We start from the raw sequence: 26115 nt of genomic DNA, 5'->3' as shown, positions 1-26115 counted from the left end.
TCCTTCAGATTTAATCGTCACAAATAATAGTTTGAGTTTTTGGAGATCCCCCATGGGTAAAATTATTGGTATCGACTTAGGTACAACTAACTCTTGTGTAGCCGTTCTTGAAGGTGGCAAAGCTCGCGTGATTGAGAATGCTGAAGGCGAACGCACTACCTCTTCTATCATCGCATTCACTGATGAAGAAACATTAGTGGGCTCTCCAGCTAAGCGTCAAGCCGTGACCAACCCAGCTAATACTTTCTTCGCTATCAAGCGTCTGATTGGTCGTCGTTTTTCTGATGACGAAGTTCAGCGTGATGTAAGCATCATGCCTTACAAAATCATCGCTGCTGATAATGGCGATGCTTGGGTAGAAAGCCGCGGTAAGAAAATGGCTCCACCACAGGTTTCTGCTGAAATCCTGAAGAAAATGAAGAAAACTGCTGAAGATTTCCTGGGCGAGCCAGTGACTGAAGCGGTTATTACTGTTCCTGCTTATTTCAATGATTCACAGCGTCAAGCGACTAAAGATGCTGGCCGTATCGCCGGTTTGGAAGTTAAGCGTATTATCAACGAGCCTACTGCTGCGGCATTAGCCTACGGTATCGATAAGAAGCAAGGCGACAACGTTGTTGCTGTATACGACTTAGGTGGCGGTACTTTCGATATTTCTATCATCGAAATTGATAACAACGATGGCGACCAGACATTTGAAGTGTTGGCTACCAACGGCGACACCCACTTAGGTGGTGAAGACTTCGACAATCGTTTAATCAAGTATCTGGCTGACGAGTTCAAGAAAGAGCAAGGCATGGATCTGCGTAACGACCCATTAGCCATGCAACGTCTGAAAGAAGCCGCTGAAAAAGCTAAGATTGAATTATCTAGCGCTAACCACACCGAAGTTAACCTGCCATACATCACTGCTGATGCTACTGGTCCTAAGCACTTAGTGGTTAAGATCACTCGTGCTAAGTTAGAGTCACTGGTTGAAGACTTAATTCAGCGCACTTTAGAGCCTCTGAAAGTTGCTCTGGCCGATGCTGACTTATCTATCTCTGACATCAATGAAGTGATTTTGGTTGGCGGTCAAACCCGTATGCCAAAAGTACAAGAAGCCGTAACTAACTTCTTCGGTAAAGAGCCACGTAAAGACGTGAACCCTGACGAAGCGGTAGCTGTTGGCGCTGCGATTCAAGCGGGCGTACTGGCTGGTGACGTTACTGACGTACTGCTGCTGGACGTGACTCCACTGTCTCTGGGTATTGAAACCATGGGCAGCGTGATGACTAAGCTGATTGAGAAGAACACCACTATTCCAACTAAGGCGCAGCAGACTTTCTCTACTGCTGATGACAACCAAAGTGCCGTGACTATTCACGTACTGCAAGGTGAGCGTAAGCAAGCCCAAGCTAACAAGTCACTGGGTCAGTTCAACTTAGAAGGTATTGAGCCCGCTCAACGTGGCACGCCACAAATTGAAGTGACTTTCGATATCGACTCTGACGGTATTCTGCACGTGTCTGCTAAAGACAAGAAAACTGGTAAATCACAAGACATCACCATCAAAGCCTCTTCTGGTCTGTCTGATGAAGAAGTAGCACAAATGGTACGTGACGCTGAAGCTCACGCTGATGAAGACAAGAAGTTTGAAGAGCTGGTTCAAGCTCGTAACCAAGCTGACGGTCTGGTTCATGCCACCAAGAAGCAAGTGACTGAAGCGGGTGATGCACTGGGCGCCGATGACAAAGCTAAGATTGACGCTGCCATTGCGGCACTGGAAATCAGCATCAAAGGTAGTGACAAAGAAGCGATTGATAAAGACTCTCAAGCGCTGATGGAAGCTTCTGCCAAACTGATGGAAATTGCTCAAGCTAAAGCACAATCTTCACAAGGCGAAGCTCAAGCTGACAACAGCAAAGCGGCAAGCGACGATGTAGTTGATGCTGAGTTTGAAGAAGTTAAAGACGATAAGAAATAATAACTTAGGCACATAAGTGCCTGCTTATTGTTTCCCGGCGGGCGTTATGAGGTCACTCTAACGCCCGCAAAGCTAAGTTAAGCGCAGAGAAAGCAAAGAATATGTCAAAGCGTGATTATTACGAAGTATTAAGCGTCGGCAGAGATGCCAGCGAACGCGAAATCAAGAAGGCCTATAAGCGCCTGGCGATGAAGTATCACCCGGATCGCAATCCAGATGACAAAGACGCCGAGGCCAACTTTAAAGAAGTTAAAGAAGCCTACGAGATCTTAACCGACGCTGACAAGAAAGCAGCTTATGACCAGTTTGGTCATGCTGGTGTCGATCCTAACCGCGGCGGTGGTGGCTTTAATGGCGGCGGCGATTTCGGTGATATTTTCGGTGATGTGTTCGGTGATATTTTTGGCGGTGGTCGTCGTGGCGGTGGTCAGCGTCAAGCGGCTCGTGGTTCCGACCTTCGTTACAACCTCGAATTATCTTTAGAAGAAGCGGTTCGTGGCTTAACCCGCGAACTGCGTATTCCAACCTTAGCGGGTTGTGATGTCTGTGACGGCACAGGTGCTAAAAAAGGCACTAGCCCAACCACTTGTGGCACATGTCACGGTGCTGGCCAAGTGCAAATGCGCCAAGGCTTCTTCGCCGTTAATCAAGCGTGTCCAACCTGCCATGGCCGTGGCAAGATAATTAAAGATCCTTGCTCTAAGTGTCATGGTGAAGGCCGAGTTGAAAAAACTAAGACCTTATCCGTTAAAATCCCTGCTGGGGTTGATACTGGCGATCGCATTCGTTTAGCTGGCGAAGGTGAAGCTGGCGAATTTGGCGCGGCATCTGGCGACTTATACGTTCAAGTATCAGTGCGCGAGCATCCAATTTTCGTGCGCGATGGTAATAACTTGTACTGTGAAGTGCCTATTTCCTTCAGCAAGGCAGCCTTGGGCGGTGAAGTTCAAGTGCCAACGTTAGACGGTAAAGTAAGCCTTAAGATCCCAACTGAAACGCAAACCGGCCGTATGTTCCGTTTGCGCGGTAAAGGGGTTAAATCAGTTCGTAGCCATGCTATCGGTGATTTATTGTGTAAGGTAGTGGTTGAAACGCCAGTGAGCCTGAGCGATAAACAAAAAGAGCTGTTACGCGAGTTTGAAGCCTCATTAAACGGTGAATCACGCAAGCACAGCCCGAAAGCCGAAGGCTTTTTTGATGGCGTGAAGAAGTTCTTTCAGGACTTAAATAGCTAAGATCTAGATGCGTTAACTACAACCCCGCAGGTCACCCTAGCGGGGTTTTTTATTGGCTTGAATTAAGCCAATGGTCGGTAATTTTTTCAAACGGAGGGGGATGATTTGCTTGTCTTGAAAATACTTTGCTATTTGATGGGCTGCTGCCAATTAGCTTTTGAATTTATGTCACGATTTTTCAGTTATCACCAGTCGCAGACTAATATGTTGTCGATTTCTCGACACGCCGTAAGTACATTCTTTGTGGGCTCCACTGAAGCATCCCCGAGCCTTTGATGTAAATCCGATAAATAAGCGCTATTTATTAAGTGTTATGGTTAATTGTTATCAATAAAAGAAGGGGTAATTCTGGGTTAAAGAGAGTTGGAAATGGGTAAATATAGGAAGGTTGGCACTCAACTTAAGCGTATAAGTGCCAAGGACAAGTAAAACGCAGCAGATTGTAAAATAACAGATTCGCTAAAATATTAGGTTAGCTAAAGACATGGCTATAGAGGTAACCAGCAGCCATCGCCATGCTTAAAATTACCGCCAAGAAAGTAATAATCATCTGATTTTTAAAGATAGCTTTTAGCAAGATAACTTCAGTCAAACTCGCACCAGCACTCCCAATAATTAACGCCATGACAGACCCCATTGCCATGCCTTTTTGCACTAACGCGGCGCTTAACGGAATAACGGCTTCGGCGCGCAGGTACAGTGGAATACCTATGATGGCGGCCACTGGAATGGCATACCATTTGGCTTCACTGGCGTATTGCACTATTAAGTCAGTTGGAATAAAACCGTAGATCATTGAACCCAATAAAATACCCACAAACAGGTAAGGCAGTACTTGTTTAAAATCCTTCCAGGTTGTATTCCACACTCGCATCCAGCGGCTTAACTCAGCGATTTTCGGCGTTTGGCTCGTGCAACCTGCAGTCGCGACAACGGCTGGAGTGCTTTCGCAGCATGAACTGTTTGCAGGCGCTATTGCTGCAGGTTTGGGCGTACAACATGAGTTGCTTGCAGCTGTATTGGCAGCGCCAATAGGTTCATTTGTCTTAGGCGCCGCTTTTGCTTCTACTTCGCAGCAAGGAGTTATCACTGCTTGAGTGTCACAGCATAAAGCTGCGTCTGACTGCGAGTAAGCTTCTTTTCGCACGTAGCGCTCAAAGCCTAACTTTTCAAGTGCATAGCCTGCAATGACAGACACCCCCATGGCTATGGCAAAGTAGAATAATGCCACTTTAACGCCAAAGGTGACCACAAATAAGCCGATAATAATCGGGTTAAGCAAGGGACTTGCCAATAAAAACACCATCATAGGGCCAAAACCCGCGCGGGCTCGCAGTAGGCCCTTTAAGAATGGGATGGTGGAGCAAGAGCAAAACGGGGTAATAGCCCCAAGTAAGGCGGCGATCACATAGCCTTTGCCATTGCGCGAGCTTAATATTGCTTGGACCTTGGCTGGGCTGATATATTCTTGAATAACGCCAACCAGATAGCTGATGGCCAGAAATAACAAGGTTAACTCAACGGTCAAAAAGGCAAACATGCTCGCCGTTTCTTTTGCCATGGCAATAATTTCAGGACTCATGGGACCTCTAGATTAGTTTATTTCTAAGTTTCCGGAATAATAGTTTTTTTCTCGTTCCATTAGCAATAAATGTTTCTGTTTTTGCCGAAATAAGTGTGGAGTAAAATTGCGTGCAATATATCAATCCGTATGGAGATAGGCGTAAGTTCTTGGCGCACTGAGACAATCGTTATGCTGCGCCCGTTAGAATTGATTGGCGAACTAGAAGGGGTTGAACTCGGCAGTAACCATTGATGGCTTAAAAGGCCAAAGGAATAAGCCAAACTAAATTGGTATTCGGGGGTGACTCTGAGTAAACTTCCGCACCCATGTTTTTATCCGGTGTTGCTATGACGACTGCAGAGCTTTGTTCCCTTAATTCATTTACCTTTTCACAGCTTGGAGTCGATGCTGCCATCATAGCAGCGCTTCCTGCGGCAATGACGCAGCCAACTAAGGTGCAGCAATTAGCCATTCCTGTCATTTTAACTCAGCAAGATGTGTTGGCGTTGGCGCAAACCGGTAGCGGTAAAACCTTGGCCTTTGGTTTGCCTGTGCTGCAAGCCATTTATCAAACCAACTCTCAAATAAAGAATAAGCGCTCTGACGCTGATACCGCGCTTGATGCCCCGCTTGATGAATCAGCCGTTCAAAGTTTAATCGTGGTGCCAACGCGCGAGCTAGCAGCTCAGGTCACAGAAGCCTTATTGCCCATAGCCCAAGCGCTAGAAATTGAGATTGCGACTTTGTGCGGCGGGGTTGATATTGAAAAGCAATTGGCAGCGCTCGCAGCCAAGCCGCAGTTAATAGTGGCCACTCCTGGGCGTTTACTTGAGTTATTAAAGCAGGGCGAATTAAGCTGTGATGGTTTGCAGCTGCAGCAGCTAAGCCATTTAGTACTGGACGAGGCCGATAGATTATTAGAAATGGGGTTTTGGCCAGACATACAGCAATTGCTGGAATTTATTCCGCTTGAACGTCAAACCTTATTGTTTTCAGCCACTTTGCCAAGTGGCTTAGAGTCACTATTGTCACAGCTGTTAAAGAAGCAAGCGCAGCGCATCACAGCGCACACCACTAATGCTGTGGTAGCTGAGATTGCAGAAACCTTATATCTAGTTAATAAAGGCAGCAAAGCTAAGGCGCTTGAGGCGTTATTAGTTAAGCATCAATGGCCACAAGCCTTGGTATTTATTAGCGCCCGCGATGATGTGGAAGCCTTTGCTAAAAAGCTTAATAAGGCTGGCATTAATGCGGCGGCACTTCATGGTAAACAAACCCAAGAAGTGCGCAACCAAACCTTAGCGGCATTTAAAGCCGGTAAGATAGCTGTGCTGGTGGCCACAGATTTATTAGCGCGCGGTATTCATCTGGAAGGGTTACCCGTGGTGATTAATCTGGATTTACCTCAGCATGCGCCAGTTTATGTTCATCGATGTGGCCGCACTGGGCGCGCGGGTCTAACTGGGCAGGCTATTTCATTAGTGTGTCATGCCGATGCTCCTGCGCTAGATGCGATTAGAGCCTTAACCCAGCGGGCGTTACCTTTATTGGCCTTAGAAGGCTTTGCAGTCACAGATACTGTGGCAACAGGGACTAGTAAGCGGGCGCCGCGCGATAAGCAGGCCAATCGTCGCACTATGGCTAAAACCGGTATGAGCCAATTTAAATCCACTAAAGGTAAAAAATGAGCCCAAACCAGCAAGGTCTTGGTGAACCCAAGGCCTTATTAAAAGTTTATATTGAAAACCGTCCGCAGTTTATGGGGCTAGAACAGCTTAATTGTGTCCAGCCTTTAGTGACAGGTGAAATCGCTGCCATAGCGGGCGCGTGCGGTAATGGCTGGCGCAAGGTGTTTAGTGTCTATGCCAAACTGATGTTTGCTATCAAATATGATGTTAGCCGTGAGCGGCATAACTATCACTGCTGGCAAGATTATCGCGATCAAGCTTTGCTGCAAGCTGGCAGTGATACCGCACTACTTTTTAGCGCGCCCATGGATGTTACGTCATTATCGCTGGGCGCGTTGCTCAATGAGCCAGAGTTAAGTACTAACTCAGTGCATATCATCATGGGGCGCACTTATGCTAAGCAGTTAATTGCCAACGGGCTGATAACGGCTGAGCTTGATTGGCTTGATCATGAATTTGCCATTGATAGGGCGCAGCGCCTGCTTGTGTGCCCGTATTTTGATTATCGCCAACTCACTAATGTTAAATTAGCTCGGCTTGCGGAACTCATAGATAGCTTGCTGGCATAGAGTTTAAGCATTTATAAGTTTTTGATTGCAAGACTTGGGTTAAGACGCTGTCATCCCCATATCTAAGTTAAGCCTTGCTTACATATTTACACGCTAGGTGTATCGGCACGTACTCATTAAGGTGCCTTGGCTTTTCGCATTGTTTAGCATGGTTGATGGAGGAGTAAATGGCAGTCTTTCGGGCATATCGCCCCTTGATGATAAGTTTATTGACCTTGTTGGCGCTCACGGGTTGCGATGCTTATACCCAGTCGCCCACTGGGCGTAAACAAGTACTGCTGTTTTCTGAGCAAGATATGGCGGCGCAAGGCCAGCAAAGATTTGAGCAAATGCGCGCCCAGTTACCGCAAAACCGTAATGCCAGCGTGAATGCTTATGTTAATTGCTTAGTCACGCGCTTAGTCACGCCGCTTGATACCAATAGGCAGTGGCAGGTACAAGTATTTAAGTCGCATGAAGCTAATGCGTTTGCACTGCCAGGCGGTTATATCGGTATTTATGATGGCATGCTTAAGCTTGCGAACACCCAAGATGAGCTAGCGGCTGTGCTCGCCCATGAAATTGCCCACGTGTTATCGCGCCACGGTAATGAGCAAGTCTCTCGCGGCGAAATGAAGGGGCTCGGGCTTAATGTCGCCAATTTAGTGTTAGATGTGGCTGAGGTTGAAAACCGTGACTTAGTCATGGCGGCGTTAGATATGGGCACAGAGCTTGGTTTAACTTTGCCCTTTAGCCGCGCCCAAGAAACAGAAGCCGATACCCTTGGCATGGCACTCATGGCGCAAGCCGGTTTTAACCCGCAAGCGGCCGTAACCTTATGGCAAAAGATGGACAAAATCAGCGCTTCGCAGCCCCTTGAGTTGCTATCAACGCATCCATCAGCAGACAACCGCATTACTGATTTACAAGCGCTGCAGCCAAGATGGCAGGGCGAATATCAGCAAGCATTAGCTAAAAATCCACTTCAATGCCGATGAGATAAATGATCTGAATATTACTGGCAAGAATTCTTGCTAGGCATGTGTTATCATCGGCCGATTTTTTCACTCACAGACAGAGAGTTTGGTTATGTCTCAACAATTTACCACTGTAGAACAACAAGCTAGTTACGGCGTAGGTCGTCAAATGGGCGAGCAGTTAGCCGCCAATCCATTCGAAGGTATCGATATCGCTGCAGTTCAAGCCGGTCTTGCTGACGCATTTGAAGATAAAGATAGCCAAGTTGCTATGGAAGACTTGCAAGTTGCCTTTACCGAAATTAGCCGTCGTTTACAGCTGGCTCAAGAGCAAGCTGCTGAAGCTGCATCTGCTGCAGGCGAAGCTTTCTTAGCTGAAAACGCTAAGCGTGAAGGCGTATTTGTGACTGATTCTGGTCTGCAATACGAAATCATCACTGAAGGCACTGGCGAAAAGCCAAGCTTAGACAGCACAGTTCGCACTCACTACCATGGTACTTTCACCAATGGTGACGTGTTTGATAGCTCAGTGACTCGTGGTCAACCTGCTGAATTCCCAGTATCTGGCGTAATCGCTGGTTGGACTGAAGCCCTGCAATTAATGCCTGCTGGTTCTAAGTGGAAGCTGTTCGTGCCACAAAACCTGGCTTATGGCGAGCGTGGCGCTGGCGCGGCTATCCCGCCTTACTCTGCTTTAGTATTTGAAGTGGAACTGTTGGATATTATTTAATCCGCAGTGAATACGCCGGCGCTGCCGGCGTTTTTTTAGGAGAAATAACATGAATGAATCTATCAATATCGCCATAGTCGGGGCTGCCGGTCGTATGGGTCGCACCTTAATTGAAGCGGCGGCTAATCATCCACAGATTACTTTAGGTGCTGCCATTGAGCGCCCTGGCTCATCCCTCATTGGCGTTGATGCTGGTGAATTGGCGGGCGTTGGTAAACTGGATGTCACCATTGCGGCCAGTTTAGATGCTGTGGTGGACAGTTTTGATGTGTTAATTGATTTTACTTCTCCTGAGGCGACACTTGGCCATCTTGATTGGTGTGTGAAACATGGCAAAGCCATAGTTATTGGTACTACAGGCTTTAATAGTGCGCAAAAGGAAGAAATATCAGCTTTTGCTGAACAAACCCCAGTAGTGCTGGCGCCTAACATGTCAGTTGGCGTTAATTTGATGTTTAAGTTGCTGGAACTCGCCTCAGAAGTCATGGGCGATTACTGCGATATCGAAATTATCGAAGGCCACCACAGATTTAAGAAAGATGCCCCAAGCGGCACTGCCTTAAAAATGGGGGAGGTGATAGCTGATACTTTAGGGCGCGATCTGGAAAGCTGCGCCGTCTATGGCCGCGAAGGCATTACTGGTGAGCGTGATCGCAATACTATAGGTTTTGCCACGATTCGCGCCGGCGATCTGGTGGGTGAACATACCGCTATGTTTGCCGATATTGGCGAGCGTTTAGAAATAACTCATAAGGCATCAAGCCGCATGACCTTTGCCAATGGGGCAATGCGGGCCGCAATTTGGCTCAACAATCAAGGCCATGGCCAATATGATATGCAGCAAGTTTTAGGGCTTAGTCGCTAGATTTGATACTAAACCGCCAATTTGGCGGTTTTTTTATAATCGCTGCGCTGAATACCTAGACGGTCGTGGTGCGGTGCTGTATAATCCTCGGAATTTGTCAAAATTTCGTATTTACGCGGAAATTGGTAGATCCAAACACATAAAATCAATAATTTCAGTGGATTGTCTCTCGGAGGTCATGTTGACAAAGTCTGCCTTACTTGTACTCGAAGATGGAACCGTATTTTCTGGCATAGCCATTGGTGCGGATGGGATAGCAGTTGGTGAAGTCGTTTTTAATACTTCAATGACGGGTTATCAAGAAATTCTCACTGACCCCTCTTATTCGCGCCAAATAGTTACCCTGACTTATCCCCATATCGGCAATACCGGTACTAATGATGAAGATTGCGAATCCAATGCTGTTCATGCATGTGGTCTAATCATCAGAGATCTTCCCCTCCTTGCTAGTAACTTCCGTAATCAACAATCCCTTTCAGACTATCTTAAAACCAACAATGTGGTTGGGATTGCTGATATAGATACGCGCAAATTAACCCGTATTTTACGTGAAAAAGGCGCGCAAGCCGGTTGCATCTTAGTAGGCGAAGACGATATTGCTAAAGCCTTGGCGGCGGCCAAAGCCTTCCCTGGGCTAAAAGGTCTAGATTTAGCTAAAGAAGTGACGACTAAAGACACTTACTCATGGCGTAAAGGCAGCTGGCGCTTAGCCTCGGGCTTACCATCAGACACCCCAGAAAGTGAACTGCGCTACAAAGTGGTCGCTTATGATTACGGTGTTAAGCAAAATATCTTACGTATGTTGGTTGACCGCGGATGTGATGTCACAGTCGTGCCAGCGCAAACGCCCGCTGACGTTGTATTAGCGATGAAGCCAGACGGCGTGTTCTTATCTAATGGTCCTGGCGACCCAGCCCCGTGTGATTACGCCATTAGTGCGATTAAGCAGATTTTAACCACAGACATTCCTGTGTTTGGTATCTGTTTAGGTCATCAGTTGTTGGCTCTAGCGAGCGGCGCGACTACCGAAAAAATGAAGTTTGGCCACCATGGCGCTAACCATCCGGTCGCGGATTTAGTTAAAGGCACTGTGATGATCACCAGTCAAAACCATGGTTTTGCGGCGGATGAAGCCACCTTGCCAGCCAACATTAAGGTGACCCATAAATCCTTGTTTGATGGTTCGCTGCAAGGCATTCACTTAACTGATAAGCCAGCCTTTAGCTTCCAGGGACACCCTGAAGCGAGTCCGGGTCCGCATGATTGTGCGCCTTTGTTCGATCACTTTATTGAGTTGATTGAAGAATTTCGTCATCACGCCAAGTAATTCATTAGGGAGCCGAATTTAGCCATGCCAAAACGTACAGATATAAAAAGTATTCTCATCTTGGGCGCAGGCCCAATTGTTATCGGTCAAGCCTGTGAGTTCGATTACTCAGGTGCGCAGGCCTGTAAGGCGCTGCGTGAAGAAGGTTATCGAGTTATTTTAGTGAACTCTAACCCGGCCACCATCATGACCGACCCTGACATGGCTGATGCCACTTATATCGAGCCTATCCATTGGGAAGTGGTGCGTAACATCATAGCCAAAGAGCGCCCTGATGCGGTTTTGCCGACCATGGGTGGCCAAACCGCACTGAACTGCGCCCTTGAGCTTGAGCGCCGCGGTGTACTGGAAGAGTTCAATGTCGAAATGATTGGCGCTACTGCCGATGCTATCGATAAAGCCGAAGACAGACGCCGTTTTGACTTGGCCATGAAGTCTATCGGTTTAGAATGCCCACGCGCCGGCATAGCGCACAATATGGAAGAAGCCTATAAGGTTCTCGATATGGTGGGCTTCCCTTGTATCATTCGCCCATCATTCACTATGGGTGGCACCGGCGGTGGTATCGCTTACAACAAGGAAGAATTTGAGGATATCTGTTCGAACGGTTTAGATTTATCGCCAACCAAAGAACTGCTTATCGATGAATCTCTGATTGGTTGGAAAGAGTATGAGATGGAAGTGGTGCGTGATAGCAAAGATAACTGCATCATAGTTTGTGCCATTGAAAACTTCGACCCTATGGGCGTACACACTGGTGACTCAATTACTGTAGCGCCAGCGCAAACCTTAACCGATAAAGAATATCAATTAATGCGTAATGCCTCGATGGCAGTACTGCGTGAAATTGGTGTAGAAACCGGTGGTTCTAACGTCCAGTTTGGTATTAACCCAAAAGATGGCCGTATGGTGCTGATTGAAATGAACCCTAGGGTGTCGCGTTCATCAGCATTAGCGTCCAAAGCCACAGGTTTCCCGATTGCTAAAATCGCGGCAAAGCTGGCGGTAGGCTTTACCTTAGATGAGCTGACTAACGATATTACGGGTGGTAAGACGCCAGCATCGTTTGAGCCAGCGATTGATTATGTTGTGACTAAAGTGCCGCGCTTTAACTTTGAAAAGTTTGCTGGCGCTAATGACAGATTAACCACACAGATGAAGTCAGTGGGCGAAGTCATGGCCATTGGCCGTACTTTCCAAGAGTCTTTGCAAAAAGCGCTGCGCGGCTTAGAAGTGGGCCGTAACGGTTTAGACCCTATCACAGATTTAAATGATAGCGACGCCATGAGCCGCATCCGCCATGAATTAAAAGAGCCAGGATGCGATCGCATTTGGTACATAGGTGATGCGTTCCGCGCTGGCATGAGCATGCAAGAAGTGTTTGCTCAAACCAATATCGACCCTTGGTTCTTAGCTCAGTTAGAGCAAATCATTCAGCTTGAAAATGAGGTTAAACACCTTGGCATGGCGGGCTTAAACGCCACTAACCTACGTCAGTTTAAGCGCAAAGGTTTCTCGGATGCGCGTTTATCTGAACTGTTAGGCATTAGCGAAGGCGAAATGCGTAAAACCCGTCATCGCTTTGATATTTACCCTGTGTACAAGCGCGTTGATACCTGCGCGGCAGAGTTTTCAACCGATACCGCTTACATGTACTCTACTTATGAAGAAGAGTGTGAAGCGGCGCCATCAAACCGCGACAAGATCATGGTGTTAGGCGGCGGTCCAAACCGTATTGGCCAAGGTATTGAGTTTGATTATTGCTGCGTGCACGCGGCCTTAGCCCTGCGCGAAGACGGTTATGAAACCATTATGGTGAACTGTAACCCAGAAACCGTATCAACCGATTACGACACGTCAGATCGTCTCTACTTTGAGCCAGTCACTTTAGAAGATGTACTGGAAATCGTGCGCGTTGAACAGCCTAAAGGCGTTATCGTGCAATACGGCGGTCAAACACCGTTAAAACTAGCGCGCGCGTTAGAGGCCGCTGGCGTACCTGTGATTGGTACTAGCCCAGATGCTATTGATAGAGCTGAAGATAGAGAGCGTTTTCAAAAGGCAATTCAGCGCTTAGGCATGAAGCAGCCTGAAAATGATACTGTGACTACAGTAGAAGGCGCGGTGATCAGTGCTGAGCGTATTGGCTACCCGCTAGTCGTGCGCCCATCGTACGTGCTGGGTGGCCGCGCGATGGAAATCGTGTATGACGAGCAAGACTTACGCCGCTACTTTAATGAAGCAGTAAAGGTTTCTAACTCATCGCCTGTCTTGTTAGACCGCTTCTTAGATGATGCCATTGAAGTCGATATCGATGCCGTATGTGATGGCACAGATGTCGTGGTTGGCGCCATCATGGAACACATTGAGCAAGCCGGGGTGCACTCAGGTGACTCAGGTTGTTCGCTGCCGCCATATACCTTAAGCCAAGACATTCAAAACCAAATGCGCGCTCAGGTGAGAAACCTTGCCTTTGAGCTTGGGGTAGTGGGCTTAATGAACGTGCAGTTTGCGGTTAAAAATAATGAAATCTATATGATTGAAGTTAACCCGCGCGCTGCCCGTACTGTGCCATTTGTCTCTAAAGCTACAGGTGTTCCATTAGCTAAGATTGCTGCACGGGTGATGGCTGGAAAATCATTAAAAGAGCAGAACTTCACTAAAGAAGTTATTCCACCGTATTTCTCAGTCAAAGAAGTGGTTCTGCCCTTTAACAAGTTCCCAGGCGTTGACCCACTGTTAGGCCCTGAAATGCGCTCAACTGGTGAAGTGATGGGCGTAGGGGACACTTTCGCAGAAGCATATGCCAAAGCGCAGTTAGGTTCGGTTAAAGATATTCCTAAAACTGGCCGCGCCTTATTATCAGTGCGCAATAGCGATAAGAAGCGAGTAGTAGACTTAGCCTCTAAGTTAATTGAGCTTGGTTATCAAATCGATGCAACTCACGGCACCGCAGTTGTGCTTGGGGAAGCGGGCATTAATCCACGCTTAGTGAACAAGGTGCATGAAGGTCGTCCACACATTCTTGACCGCATCAAGAATGGTGAATATACCTACATAGTTAATACCACTGAAGGTCGCCAAGCCATTGCCGATTCTCGTCAGTTACGTGGCGGCGCCCTGCGCTATAAGGTGCAATACACCACCACTATGAATGCTGCCTTTGCCACTTGTATGGCTTACGCCGCCGACGACCGCTCTAAAGTCACTTCGGTGCAAGAGTTGCATCAGCGCATCAAATAAGCACTAAGCTTAAGTTGTACTAAAAGGGTCGCACTGCGGCCTTTTTTATGGGCATGTTTTATGATTTTTGCTCTAAAGTCAGTCGCATGTTTAAGTATAAGTTCAAACATGCGCTACATACTGAACATTACTACTCAGTAATCGGCAGCAGTCTTAGTATTGGGCATTTGAGCTGGCATTTTTGCAGTTTAAATTAGCTTCAATATCACTAAGGCACTATGTCACTTGGAATAACTGGCTAATGCCTATATATTTGTGCGATTAATTTCTATGGATATCAATTGATAATGTTAAAGATATTACTGGTACTACTTTATCTCAGCGCATTTTACTTTTTGCAGTCGCGGGTGCGCATTTGGATTAAAGGCTTAGCTAAGCAAAAGCAAGTTAGCCCTGCGCGTGCGGCGCTGGTGACCCGCTTTTTTATTGGCTTATTGATGTTTATGACAGTGTCTTTACTGGCTGTGACTTTGGGCTTTGGCTATCAAGACATTACCGTGTTTGTCTCTTCTATGTTTGCCATCTTAGGGGTAGCGTTTATTGCCCAGTGGTCGATTTTAAGTAATATCGCCTCGGGCGTACTGATTTTCTTCGTTTTTCCTTATCGTATTGGCGAGCGCATTAAAGTTGTGGATAAGGATGAAGATATTAGCGGCACCATCAAAGAAATTGCCTTATTTCATGTACTTATCCGCCGTGATAATGGCGATGTCGTGACTTATCCTAACTCATTAATTTTGCAAAAGCCGGTGTTAAAACTCGCGCCAAAACCTGTGCCAGCGCCAGAAGTTATCGAAGTTAAAAAAGAAGAAACACCAGCGCCAATTGATCCTGTCACTGAGATAAAAGCGTAATTTTTGGCAAGAACCTCTTTATTTGATGGTAAAAATCTCTACAATCGCCACTTGAATTTTTTTCACCTTGTGTGAGTGATGATTGATTTAGCTTTACTTCCCTTATATTTAACTGCGGTTCTTGCCCTTTTACTGATCCCAGGCCCTGATATGCTGCTGATAACGTCTGCCAGCATCACTTATGGTAAGCGCGTAGGCGTTTACGCAAGCCTTGGTAATGCTACCGCAGGCTTAGTGCTGACCTTACTCGCCGCCGTTGGCGTATCAAGCATAATCGCTATGCAGCCTATGGCATTGGAGTTACTAAAGCTTCTTGGCGGCGCCTATTTACTTAAGATGGGCTGGGATTGTTGGCGCGCAGCGCCAGATGATGCCACCACCGAGCTTAGTGGTAGCCAAGGCATGGCTAAGCGTTTGTATCGCCGCGCCGTGTTTAGCAATTTGCTAAACCCAAAGGCATTAATGTTCTTTGTGCTGTTTTTGCCGCAATTTGTGTCAATGGATATTAGCGCATCTTCTGGCCAGCAATTACTGGCGCTAGGTTTAGTGCTCAATGTTGCCGGCTTAAGTTTTAACTTATTGCTGGTGGCCTTGATTGGCGATCATGGTCAGAAATTGTTGGCGAAACCTAAATTTAGGCAATACCAAAATAAAGCCATGAGCTTAGTTTTTATTGTGTTAGCTTTGTGGTTATTAGCCTCACAAATTCCAAGCGCTTAATTGCCCATCTATATCTAACTAATAAAAAGGCCAGCATACGCGTTATGCTGGCCTTTTTTATGACGTACTGACTAAATGTCTTGTGCTAAGTGCTAAGTGCTAAGTGCTAAGTGCTAAGTGCTAAGTGCTAAGTGTTAAACGCCTAGCGATAAGCTCTTAGCATTTTGGTGTGTAAGCCAGCAGCGTAGTGCGATAGAGCTCAAGTACGGCGCTGGCATCAACCTCTACGCCCACTTGCTGATTTGCCGCACTCTCCCAATCATCCAAAGGATAGCGTTTGCCATCAAACTTTTGCAGTGTCATGCCAATAGCTGGCCCTTCGCTGACCACTCGAATTGGGCCTTGGCGCAAACTAAAGAGCTCAGGTTGTATCACATAAGCTATGGCCGATGGGTCGTGCACATGACAGCCCGCGAGCCCAAGTTTATCGGCATAAAAGCGCAAGTAGTAACGGCTAACATCGTGGATAAACTGACAGGCATCAGCGCTCTGTGTGAGTAGCGCATCATTGCGTAATGCATCTAAATAGTCGCTGCTAAAAAAGCTTTGTTGGGTGACATCAAGACCAATCACAACTACAGGCCAAGGCGCACTCAACACTATATCTGCAGCATGGGGGTCATCATGAATATTGGCTTCAGCATAGGGGGTCACATTGCCTCTGTGGCCATGTTCACCAAAGGCGCCGCCCATGATCACCACTTGTTTTACTAACGAGCAAATGCTGGCATCCATTTGCAAGGCTAGCGCTAAGTTAGTTAATGGGCCAACGGCCACCAAAGTGATTTCACCAGGATGCGCGTGAATGGTATCTATTATGTACTGATATGCTGGGCGCACATCAATCGCCACGGTTTGCGGCGGCGCAATCACATCTCCTAAACCATGGGGGCCATGGACTGCAACCGTTGCGCCCACCGCAGGGCGCTCAAGTGGCACACTCGCCCCTGCAACTACCTCAAATTGACAGTTGAATTTGTTTTTAATAAAGAGCGCATTTTGAATGCCATCGTCAAGGGTAGCGTTGCCATAAACGATAGTGAGCGCTTTAAGATCAAGGTTTGGATGCGCCTCTGCAAATAAAATAGCCATAGCATCGTCAATACCTGGGTCGGTATCGAGAATGATTTTATGGGGTTGTGATAATACGTTTGACTTATGAAACATAGGGAACTCTCTTAGTTGTTTAACCATGATAACCCGATGTTTTCTATACGTCCGTGCGCTATTTCACTGCCAACAAGTTAGTTGAGTATTTTAGCTTTAGGCCAGTTTTTTAGTCTAAGATGAATACAGGGCTTGGTTAACTTGCTTGCAAAGCCGCTAGGAAGTAGTGTTAGCGTAATAAAAGGGTTCACGGATGAAAGATTACAATGCGATTTTTAATGCCAGTTACGAGCGGATAACTAAACGCTACTATGATGAATTTATAGAAATTTTTTATTACAAACTCACAAGTAAATGTCCAGATATTAAGTCCCGCATTGAAGCCCTCGATATGAAAACCCAAAGGCATGTGTTTAAACACTCATTGGCCTATATGGTGTATTTCTCATCGGTGCGGGTGAGTGATGACGATTTAGCAAAATTAGCCATGCGTCATCAAACTATGGGGATTAAAGACAGTCAATTCCCATTATGGCTCGATGCCTTTGTAGAAACGCTGCCGCAAGTTGATAGTCGCTATACCGATGATGATGCCGATGCGTGGCGGATTATTTTATCCCCGAGTATAGAATTTATGAAATGCTTTAGCGATAGAATTTAGCCGTGATCTAAAAATGTGAGCCGAGCTTAGCGTTTCACGGCGAAGCAACTGCTAACTAATTGTTGAGTCATCGACTCCCATTCGACATACTCATGCCCTATCCCTTGTGAGTATGACTATGTTTACCCTGCATTATATCCAAGGTTATATTCAGACTATTTATCTGGTGGCTTATAGCGACAAGTTACTGCTGCTTGATGGTTGTAGCCGCGCCGATGTCGCCACCGTATGCCAATTTATTGAAACTGAGTTAAATAGGCCGTTAAGCGATTTGCGCTTAATACTTGTTACCCATATGCACCCAGATCATGCGGGCGGGGCGGCATTATTGCGACGAAAAACGGGTGCTAAGCTTGCGGGTGCTAATATTGCTGGTGATTGGTACTCAGGTTTTGATGGCATTATGATGCACTTAACTGATATCTGGCTTGCCAAGTGGGTGGCAAAGCGCATGGGCAAGCCTAAACGCAACTTATGGTACAGCCGCAGATTAACACTCGATGTTAAGCTTGATGATGGTAACCTATTGCCAGGGTTTGATGATTGGCAAGTGTTGCTGTGTCAAGGCCATACAGACAGAGACTTAGCGCTTTATAGCTTGAGTGAAAACTGGGTGTATGTGGCTGACTTACTGGTGAAAGTGAAGGGGCAATGTATTGCGCCTTATCCATTGTTTTATCCCAATCGATATCGCCAATCGCTAATGAAAATTAAGCAGTTAGCCCCTAAGTTTTTACTGCTTGCTCATGGCGGTCAAGTGCAAGTTAGCGCCGCAGATTTTGATGACATAATCACTAATGCACCCATAATTCCGGTCACTCATTGGCGCTCGGTCAAAGCCAAAACCACAAAGGTGCTAGGAAGTTTATTGGCAGCAGCTAAAGCTTAACTTTTGCGGGATTTTACTAATAACTCAATTTTTGCCATAAAAAACGCCTTCATGATGAAGGCGTTTTATGGTGTTAATGGTTACTGATTCGAGTTAACTATCAGCGCGTTAAATCCAGTTTTTAGCGCGTCCAAATCCAGTTTTCTAAATATTCAGGGTCAACACCATTGGCCTTAATGTAATTCTTATGGTCTACCAAGCGTTGCAGCATATCTGTGGTGATAGCCACATGCTGAGTCTCATCTATGACTCCTTGCTGGAATAACTTGTAAGCCATATCAATCACTAAGTGGTAGCGTGAAGTACCGTTACGCACGCCCATATCAAATGGAGTGGTGGTTGAGCCTTCTTCTTCATAGCCTTTAATGCGGAATCTGTGGCTGCCCTTGTAATCAAACACCAGTTTTTTGATGGTGTTAGGGTAACCGTGATAGTTAAACACCACGCCTTTATCTTTAGTGAAGATGTCATCCATCAACCAAGGTTGCTGCTGGAATTCTTGGCTACCCAGTCCTGAACTGTTGAGCTCAGACACTGACACAAAGCGGATGCGTACTCGTGGCAGTAATTCACGAATTAATACCAGCGATGCCATACACTCTTGGGTGACATAATCGCCGCAACCTGCCAGTACTACATCAGGATTATCATCAGAGGCAAAGTCCCACACCATGATGCCATTGCGCGCCTGGCGTCTGGCTTCTGCCAGGCTTAACCATTGTGGCAATTCTTTTTTGCCTGCCACTAAGATGTTGAGCTTGTCGCGATCATCATAAGCTTTTTCGGTATACACCAAGGTGCTATTACCGTCGGCAGGCAGATAGGCCGAAATAATATGGGGATGCTTTTCTAGCATGGCGCCAAGGAACGATGGGTTCTGGTGCGAGTAACCATTGTGATCTTGGCGTTCAAGCAAGGATGACAATACTACGTTGCATGCGGGTAATGGCTTGCGGAAATGCACGCCTTGGCTGGCATACACATATTTACAGTATTGATCGGCCATGGACGAAATCACTTGCGAGAATGACTCATAAGTAGGGAACATGCCGTGACGACCTGTGACTGTATAGCCGTGTAACATGCCAAACAGTAAGTTTTCAGACAATAATTCCATCACGCGCCCATCACGTGCCATGTCTTGATCCCAAGATTCAATCGGCCATTGCCAAGCGCGGTCGGTTTCTTCAAACACGGCTTGCAATTGGTTGGAGTAAGTTTCATCTGGGCTAAAGATTCTTAAATTCTTTTGATCGCGATTGAGCTTAAAGCAGTCGCGCATCCATTCACCCATTTTCAGCATAGAGAAACCTCTATGGCCTCTTGGGGTTTCGGCGCCATAACCAAGCTGGTTAAGATCTGGCTTAGTGAGGCTGCGTACCACTTCGCCGCCATAAGCTAAGTGCTGACGACCGCAACTTAAATGCTTAGGTGGTAGTAATCCACGAATATCTTCATCAAAAATCAGCTCGCCGCTGCCATTCATTTGGTAAAGGTCGTGGAATTTATAACTCGCAAGCCAAGTATTGAGCGCATCTAAGTGCTGCTTATTGGTGGCGCACTTGTTGACGATCACTTGGTGAGATTCGCAGTTGCCAACTAGCTTAGTGCCGTTATCTTCATGCACGCCGGTCCAACCTTTGGCGGTGCGCATTAAGATCACCGGCCATCTTGGCTTACAAACATCTTCACCATTACGGGCTTTATGCTGGATTTCACAAATCATTTGATAGCTGATATCCATGGCTGAGGTCATCTGTTCATAGACATCTAACGCTAAGGTATCATCGACAATAATTGGGTAGTAACCAAGGCCTGTGAATTCATGGTGTAATTCTTCATGGCTCATGCGCCCCATACGGGTTGGGCCTGAAATCTTATAACCATTGATATGCACAATCGGTAACACAGCGCCATTGGTGGCCGGGTCAACCAAACGGTTAGCATACCAAGAGGCTGCAAGCGGGCCAGTTTCAGACTCACCATCACCAATCAGCACTGTCGCAATCAAATCTGGGTTATCCAGCACAGCGCCCCAGCCAACGGATAATGAATAACCCAATTCACCGCCTTCAAGGATTTGCCCTGGTGCTTCGGGATTAGCATGGGATGGATAGCCATAAGCGGCTGAGAACTTACGGCAAATATCTTCAATACCGGTTTCGTTGTAAGGAATGGTCTCTGGATAAAAATGACTTAATGAACCTTCCATGAATAAGTTCGCTTGAACTGCAGGGAAGCCATGACCTGGGCCGACAAGATAAATAAACGGGCGTTGATGCTTAACAATCAGGCGGTTGATATTAGCGTAAACAAAGTTAATGCCGGGGCAAGTGCCCCAATGGCCAAGTAATCTAGGCTTAATATCTTCATGAGTTAAGGGACGTTTATGAAGCACGTTTTGCTTCAAATAAATTTGGGACGTGGCGAGAAAGTTGGTGGCCCGAACAAATTTTTTCAGGGCGATAATGTCGTGCGCTTGAGTCATAGCTAGCCTCACTGGAGGTTAAATTAATAAATAAAAACTCTCTTGCAAATCACTATATTGGTAACTCAATTACAAAAATGAGGCATGAGTCCAACTTTGCTGTTTGTATAAAAATTAATTATTTAGACGCTTTTTTTATGAAATTGGCAAGGGAATTGCAGTGATTTTTGACGAAAGTGCAAAAGCTTGATTGGCGGTGGCAACCCGTTTGAAAGCATAAGGCAGGTGGTTGACCTGAAAATATAGCGTTAATTATGGGGGTAATAAAGCGCCAAAAGTAACTAGATGCAATCTAAGTATGTTAGTTGGCAGAGCGATTAAATATGGCTTGATTGGCAGGGTGTATCGGCTGAACTGATAGTAAGAATTAATTACTATCAGCGTCATATATGAAATTAATTTTCAGCTCTTGCGCTAAAAAGTACTTGGAGTAGTTTACTTAAGCTTCGCCAAAGTTAGTGGGGCGGCGTTAGATTAAAATAACTAGTAATGCCGCCAAGTACGCTAGATACCGCGACCGATGCCAAAATCATTCCCATTACACGACTAATGACGCTGGCGCCGCCCGTGCCAATAAAGCGTTGGATTTTGCCCGCAATCAATAATAGCCCTAACACTATCAATAAGACCGACAGCATGATGACTGAGGTGATGACTTGCTCTAGCCACGAATGACTGGCGTTTTCTGTCATTAATACTGCCGCTAACATGGCGCCTGGGCTTGCAATTGATGGCACGGCTAAAGGGAAAATCGCAATTTCGAGCGGGCTACTCATGTGCAGTTCTTCGCTTGGTTTACTTTCACCAAAAATCATCGACAGGGCAAAAATAAACAGCACTATACCGCCGGCAATTTGAAACGCTGAAAGTGGGATATTTATCGATTTAAGAATAAATTCACCGGCTATTACAAAAAATAGCAAGATTAGCGCGGCTATGCCGCAGGCTTTGAATGCAATTCTTTTTCTCTTCTCATCTGAATAATAAGAAGTTTTTGCAATAAATACCGGTACTGTGCCGATAGGGTCTATCACAGCAAAAAAGAACACAAATATCGCAATATACTCAGCCATAGTCTCTCCTTAACCTGTTATTGCGGCAATTATACTTGAATCGGCCGTTAAGTGATGATATTTGGATTAATTGCGGTTAATCTTTGCGCGTGTTCATCTTGTCGAGAGCTGCTTTTTGCGTGATTATGGCAAGTGAAAATTATAGCGCCAAGAGGCTAGGAGCTTAGGCACTTTATTTCGGTAGCTTGTAAGTAGTAAGCAAGAAGCCTGTTTGCCTGCTTACGGTCTATTTGTTAGCGGGTTAGTAATTTAGCCGGTCAGCATTGAGTCTTCGGGGTACTTTAAGCAAGAAGGTTTAGGTTTAGACAGCATATAAGCCAAGGTTAAAGGACCTATCCTGCCAATGATCATCACAACTACCATGATAAATTTACCCGGCGTAGTCAGTTCAGCGGTTAAGCCTGAGGTTAACCCCACGGTCGCAAAGGCCGAAATGGTTTCAAACATGATTTGGTAAAAGGGCGCATTTTCGGTGAGCATCAATAAAAACATAGCCATGGTCAATATCAATGCGCTTATAACCATGATAGCTAAAGCTTTAGTCACTAACGGCCAAGGCAAGGTGCGTTTAAAAGCGCTCGCAAAGTTTTGTTGCTGCAAGAAAGCCTTGGTGGCTAGTAAGGCTACCGCAAAAGTTGTGACTTTTAAGCCGCCGCCAGTCGAGGTTGGGCCTGCACCAATCAGCATTAATATCATCATGATTAATAAGCCAGCCTCAGTCATAGCGGCAATGTTAATGGTATTAAAGCCGGCGGTTCTGCTGGTGGCGGATTGAAAAAATGAGCTTAGTAGTTGGTCACTAAGTGGCATATTGCTTAAGGTGCTGGGGTTATTACGCTCCAGCAAAAAGATAAAAATAGTGCCTAATATCAGCAGGCTTGCCGTGCCCACTAGCATTATTTTGCTGTGCAGTTTGAGTTTATGAAAGCTTGGTAAGCGGCGCTTATCTTTGCGCCGCCAAGTTTCGTGCATGTCAGCGACGACAGTAAACCCCAGCCCCCCTGAAATGAACAAGGCGGCAAGGGATAAGCTCACTAAACTATCGCTGTGATAACCCATTAAATTATTACTAAAGAGTGAGAACCCCGCGTTATTAAAGGCAGATACCGCATGAAACATGGCGGTAAATAAGCCATCAAACCAACCAAATTGTGGCACCCAGCGCAGGCTCAACAACAAAGTGCCTATGATTTGCGCCACCATGGAGAAAATCACAATGTTGATGACCAGTTGGCGAATATTAATGTGCTTGTCTTGGCCTAAGGCTTCTTTGGCTAAGGATTGTTGCCTCAGGCTTAGGCGTAATCCAAATAAGTAAAACAGCACGCAAGATAAGGTCATTTGTCCAAGGCCGCCAATTTGCATTAAGAGCATCAGCAGAATTTTGCCGGCTAAGGTGAAATGGGTGCCAGTATCCACCACCCCAAGGCCAGTCACGCTTATGGCTGAGGTCGCCGTAAACAAGGCATCAACAAAGCTTAAGCCGCTGACAGAAAAAGGTGGCAACATGAGTAATAAGGCTGCTGGAAATAACACCGCCAAAAAACTCGATACGATAATATAGGGCTCAGACCAGCGGGGACTGAAGGTTTGCGCATTAAATTCGCCGAACTTCATATGCTTCTCAACTTGGCGGTCAATTCGTATTTGTTGCCCACTAAAATGACTATGTCCCCTTGTTGTAATATGGTATCAGGGTTTGGGCATGAATTAATGGTAGCGCCTTGTTTTACTGCCAGTATTTTTATAGTTTCTTGATGAAACAATGCTAAATCGCCTAACTGCTCGCCTTCATTGCTGGCACCTATCACCCACTCAGTGAGCGCCATATCATCACCAATATCAAGAAAATCAAATACTCTATCGTCAAGCATACTGCGCGCAACCCGAATACCAATTTCACGCTCAGGTAAGATAATTTTATCGGCGCCAATTTTCTCGATAATGCGAGCGTGGAATTTATCATTGGCTTTAACCCAGACTTTGGCTACGCCAAGCTCTTTTAATAACAAGGTGGCTAAGATGGAGTTATTGACCTGATTGCCAATAGCCACAACCACTAAGTCGTAATCGGTCAGGCGCAGCTCACGAATGGCATCTTCTGTGGTGCAATCGGCAATCACAGCTTGATTGACCATGTCAGCCACTTTTTCGACTAATTCTTCCTTGATATCTATGGCTAATACTTGCGCGCCTTGTTCAACTAATTCTGAGCATAAGGCCATACCAAAACGCCCTAGGCCTATGATGGCAAATTGCTTATTATTTGCAGCCATAACATCCCCATAAATGTTTAGAGATAAAAGATAAAATTAGCAGCCTATTGATAATTTAGTTAGTTAAAGCCTATTCATTAATAACGTCAAAAACATTAATTTGGCTGTGAATGTCTATATAGCGCGGGGAGTCACTTGTAGAAACTAACGCCAACATAAGTTGGCGTTAGAGGAGGGGAGGATAAGTTACCGCAATACTCAAATTACGGTTGCTGCTTAGTCGCAGCTAGCACTATTTCACGCACACATACATTTTGCGGTTGTTGCCACGCAAATAATGCCGTGGCCGCTATGGTTTCTGGCAGGATGACGCCGCCCATATCGGTTTTCCAGCTCTCATAGCCAGCTTTAATATCATCATTAGTGGTATGGCTTAATAACTCAGTTTCTACCGCGCCAGGGGCAATGGTGATCACTCGCACATTATCCATGGCCACTTCTTCGCGGATATTTTCAGTTAATGCATGCACTGCAAACTTGCTGGCACAGTAGGCGGCATGGTTAGGGAAGGTTTTACGTCCAGCAATTGAACTGATATTGATTATGGTGCCAGTTTGCGCCGCCTTCATATCCGCAAGCACAGCATGCATGCCATTAAGTACGCCCATGACATTGATATTCATCATTTGTTGCCATTCATTTGGGTTTTGCTCGTGCGCTAAGCCCAGCAACATAACGCCAGCATTGTTAATTAAGCAGCCTACTTTGCCGTACTTGTGCTCGGCGCTTTGAATAGCAGCTTTTATCGCTTCGACATCAGTAACATCAACGCTAACGCAGAGGCTATGGGGCAGTTTAAGGGCTTGCATCGGCTCAATACGGCGAGCCAGTAACAATAACGGATGACCGGCAGCGCTAAACGCTTGCGCCATGGCGGCGCCAATTCCAGAAGATGCGCCGGTGATCACGACTAATTGCTTGTTCATATTGAATACCTTAATGACTATGCCCTGTGGGCTATGGCTGATGACTAGAGTATAGAGATGGACTCAAGTTCACTAAAATACAATTTTCTTAGGGTTATAATAGGTTTTAGTTATGACCTAAGGGCTGGATGATAAGTATGGTGGATTTACGATTATTGCGTTTTTTTATTGCCGTGTATGAAGAGCTTAATATCACTGCGGCGGCTAATCGTTGCTGCGTCAGTCAGCCCTCCATTTCGTCCAGCTTAAAACAGTTAGAGCAACAGCTTGGCGGTGATTTATTTTCGCGCAGCAAAAAAGGCGTGCAAGCCCTTGATAGTGCTCATTATCTGTATCCATTAGCGGTTAAGTTAGTGGAAGAAGCTAAGCAATTGCCTCAGTTATTTCAAGCCAAAGCGGCCCGGCAAAAGCTGACCTTAGCTGTGATGCCAGATCTCAGTCAAAGTAGGCTCGCTGCCTTTTTAACGCGCTTAAAAGATGCGATTCCGTTATTGGATTTACAGCTGGTGGACTACTTAAGCCCCGCCGATTGCCGCTTAACCTTAGATGTACTTAAACATCAAGATGAAGTGTGCCTGCCCTTGTGGGAAGAAGACTATGTGTTGTGCGTGCCGAAAGGCCATCAATTAGCAAAAGCTAGCGTGACCCCTGCAGAACTTAACGGTTGGGACTTTATCGAATGCCCACCGTGTGAAGCGCATCAGCAAACCATAGGTCTGTTGGCCTGCAATAATATGTCGCTCAATTTAGTGGCTAAGGCTGAATCTAAATCATTAGTGATGTCGCTAGTGTTGGCAGGTTTTGGAATTAGCTTTTTACCGGATGGTTTAATTGAAGATGAGCAGCGTTTAGTGCAAGTGAAGTTTGATGGTCCGCGGATGTTTCGCCGCATAGGTTTATGTTATCCAGCGCATCAAACCTTATCGCCCGCACTAATTGCTTTATTGCGATATTTAGCAAAGTAGGTGGCTTTCAAAG

21 protein-coding genes are annotated in these 26115 nt (G+C 46.1%); 14 read left to right on the top strand and 7 right to left on the bottom strand.

Annotated features, from left to right (window positions below):
* The first annotated feature begins 52 nt into the window (after window positions 1–52).
* Window positions 53–1966: a molecular chaperone DnaK gene (gene dnaK, locus AC1HDP_RS08445; protein ID WP_140933370.1), complete on the top strand. Its 1914-nt coding sequence runs from the start codon at window positions 53–55 to the stop codon at window positions 1964–1966.
* Between the two features lie 101 nt (window positions 1967–2067).
* Window positions 2068–3201: a molecular chaperone DnaJ gene (gene dnaJ / locus AC1HDP_RS08440; RefSeq protein ID WP_479638409.1), complete on the top strand. Its 1134-nt coding sequence runs from the start codon at window positions 2068–2070 to the stop codon at window positions 3199–3201.
* A gap of 472 nt (window positions 3202–3673) precedes the next feature.
* Here dnaJ and AC1HDP_RS08435 read toward each other — a convergent pair whose 3' ends face one another.
* Window positions 3674–4783, bottom strand: coding sequence for a permease (locus AC1HDP_RS08435; protein ID WP_479638408.1), 1110 nt, complete (start codon window positions 4781–4783; stop codon window positions 3674–3676).
* A gap of 329 nt (window positions 4784–5112) precedes the next feature.
* Here AC1HDP_RS08435 and AC1HDP_RS08430 point away from each other — a divergent pair, with 329 nt between their 5' ends.
* The 9 genes from AC1HDP_RS08430 to AC1HDP_RS08390 all read left to right on the top strand — a co-directional run bounded on the left by AC1HDP_RS08430 (window position 5113) and on the right by AC1HDP_RS08390 (window position 15717).
* A complete protein-coding gene (locus tag AC1HDP_RS08430; RefSeq protein WP_479638407.1) occupies window positions 5113–6453 on the top strand; it encodes a DEAD/DEAH box helicase in 1341 nt (446 codons plus the stop codon).
* Entirely contained in the window at window positions 6450–7022 is a 573-nt protein-coding gene (locus AC1HDP_RS08425; protein WP_479638406.1) for a DUF6942 family protein, read from the top strand. The genes AC1HDP_RS08430 and AC1HDP_RS08425 overlap by 4 nt, the downstream gene beginning before the upstream one ends.
* Before the next feature lie 167 nt (window positions 7023–7189).
* Complete coding sequence (locus AC1HDP_RS08420; protein WP_479638405.1) at window positions 7190–7999, top strand: M48 family metallopeptidase; 810 nt, start codon at window positions 7190–7192, stop codon at window positions 7997–7999.
* A 91-nt stretch (window positions 8000–8090) separates the two neighbouring features.
* Window positions 8091–8708, top strand: a complete 618-nt coding sequence (locus tag AC1HDP_RS08415) for a BamJ family beta-barrel-assembly machinery protein (RefSeq protein WP_140933364.1) — start codon at window positions 8091–8093, stop codon at window positions 8706–8708.
* Between the two features lie 49 nt (window positions 8709–8757).
* Entirely contained in the window at window positions 8758–9573 is an 816-nt protein-coding gene (dapB, locus tag AC1HDP_RS08410; protein WP_479638404.1) for a 4-hydroxy-tetrahydrodipicolinate reductase, read from the top strand.
* Between the two features lie 178 nt (window positions 9574–9751).
* Window positions 9752–10900 carry a glutamine-hydrolyzing carbamoyl-phosphate synthase small subunit gene (carA, locus tag AC1HDP_RS08405; protein ID WP_479638403.1) on the top strand — a complete coding sequence of 383 codons (1149 nt, stop codon included), beginning with the start codon at window positions 9752–9754 and terminating at the stop codon, window positions 10898–10900.
* 24 nt (window positions 10901–10924) lie between these two features.
* Window positions 10925–14143: a carbamoyl-phosphate synthase large subunit gene (gene carB / locus AC1HDP_RS08400; protein ID WP_140933361.1), complete on the top strand. Its 3219-nt coding sequence runs from the start codon at window positions 10925–10927 to the stop codon at window positions 14141–14143.
* A gap of 287 nt (window positions 14144–14430) precedes the next feature.
* A complete protein-coding gene (locus AC1HDP_RS08395; RefSeq protein ID WP_479638402.1) occupies window positions 14431–14997 on the top strand; it encodes a mechanosensitive ion channel domain-containing protein in 567 nt (188 codons plus the stop codon).
* A gap of 78 nt (window positions 14998–15075) precedes the next feature.
* The gene (locus tag AC1HDP_RS08390) at window positions 15076–15717 is read left to right on the top strand and encodes a LysE family translocator (RefSeq protein WP_479638401.1); all 642 of its coding nucleotides are present in this window, start codon (window positions 15076–15078) and stop codon (window positions 15715–15717) included.
* Window positions 15718–15873: 156 nt separating this feature from the next.
* Here the strand turns inward: AC1HDP_RS08390 and AC1HDP_RS08385 are convergent, their stop codons facing one another.
* Window positions 15874–16884, bottom strand: a complete 1011-nt coding sequence (locus AC1HDP_RS08385; RefSeq protein ID WP_479639859.1) for a nucleoside hydrolase — start codon at window positions 16882–16884, stop codon at window positions 15874–15876.
* Window positions 16885–17077: 193 nt separating this feature from the next.
* On the opposite strand from AC1HDP_RS08385, the gene AC1HDP_RS08380 reads away from it, so the two are divergent.
* Together AC1HDP_RS08380 and AC1HDP_RS08375 are read left to right on the top strand one after the other, a co-directional pair.
* Complete coding sequence (locus tag AC1HDP_RS08380) at window positions 17078–17485, top strand: globin (RefSeq protein ID WP_479638400.1); 408 nt, start codon at window positions 17078–17080, stop codon at window positions 17483–17485.
* A gap of 118 nt (window positions 17486–17603) precedes the next feature.
* A complete protein-coding gene (locus tag AC1HDP_RS08375; RefSeq protein ID WP_479638399.1) occupies window positions 17604–18374 on the top strand; it encodes an MBL fold metallo-hydrolase in 771 nt (256 codons plus the stop codon).
* A 121-nt stretch (window positions 18375–18495) separates the two neighbouring features.
* On the opposite strand, the gene AC1HDP_RS08370 is transcribed toward AC1HDP_RS08375, so the two are convergent.
* The 5 genes from AC1HDP_RS08370 to AC1HDP_RS08350 all read right to left on the bottom strand — a co-directional run bounded on the left by AC1HDP_RS08370 (window position 18496) and on the right by AC1HDP_RS08350 (window position 25137).
* Window positions 18496–20862: a phosphoketolase family protein gene (locus AC1HDP_RS08370; RefSeq protein WP_479638398.1), complete on the bottom strand. Its 2367-nt coding sequence runs from the start codon at window positions 20860–20862 to the stop codon at window positions 18496–18498.
* 455 nt (window positions 20863–21317) lie between these two features.
* Window positions 21318–21935, bottom strand: coding sequence for a MarC family protein (locus AC1HDP_RS08365; protein ID WP_479638397.1), 618 nt, complete (start codon window positions 21933–21935; stop codon window positions 21318–21320).
* 249 nt (window positions 21936–22184) lie between these two features.
* Window positions 22185–23552 (bottom strand): TrkH family potassium uptake protein, encoded by a 1368-nt coding sequence (locus tag AC1HDP_RS08360; RefSeq protein ID WP_479638396.1) that lies wholly within the window; start codon window positions 23550–23552, stop codon window positions 22185–22187.
* A complete protein-coding gene (locus AC1HDP_RS08355) occupies window positions 23549–24211 on the bottom strand; it encodes a potassium channel family protein (protein WP_479638395.1) in 663 nt (220 codons plus the stop codon). The genes AC1HDP_RS08360 and AC1HDP_RS08355 overlap by 4 nt, the downstream gene beginning before the upstream one ends.
* 203 nt (window positions 24212–24414) lie before the next feature.
* Entirely contained in the window at window positions 24415–25137 is a 723-nt protein-coding gene (locus tag AC1HDP_RS08350; RefSeq protein ID WP_479638394.1) for an SDR family oxidoreductase, read from the bottom strand.
* Window positions 25138–25274: 137 nt separating this feature from the next.
* On the opposite strand from AC1HDP_RS08350, the gene AC1HDP_RS08345 reads away from it, so the two are divergent.
* Window positions 25275–26102 (top strand): LysR family transcriptional regulator, encoded by an 828-nt coding sequence (locus AC1HDP_RS08345; protein ID WP_140933352.1) that lies wholly within the window; start codon window positions 25275–25277, stop codon window positions 26100–26102.
* The last annotated feature ends 13 nt before the right edge of the window (window positions 26103–26115 follow it).

The organism is Shewanella sp. ISS20 (genome assembly GCF_056522965.1).
This window is presented reverse-complemented; position numbering and strand designations above follow the sequence as displayed.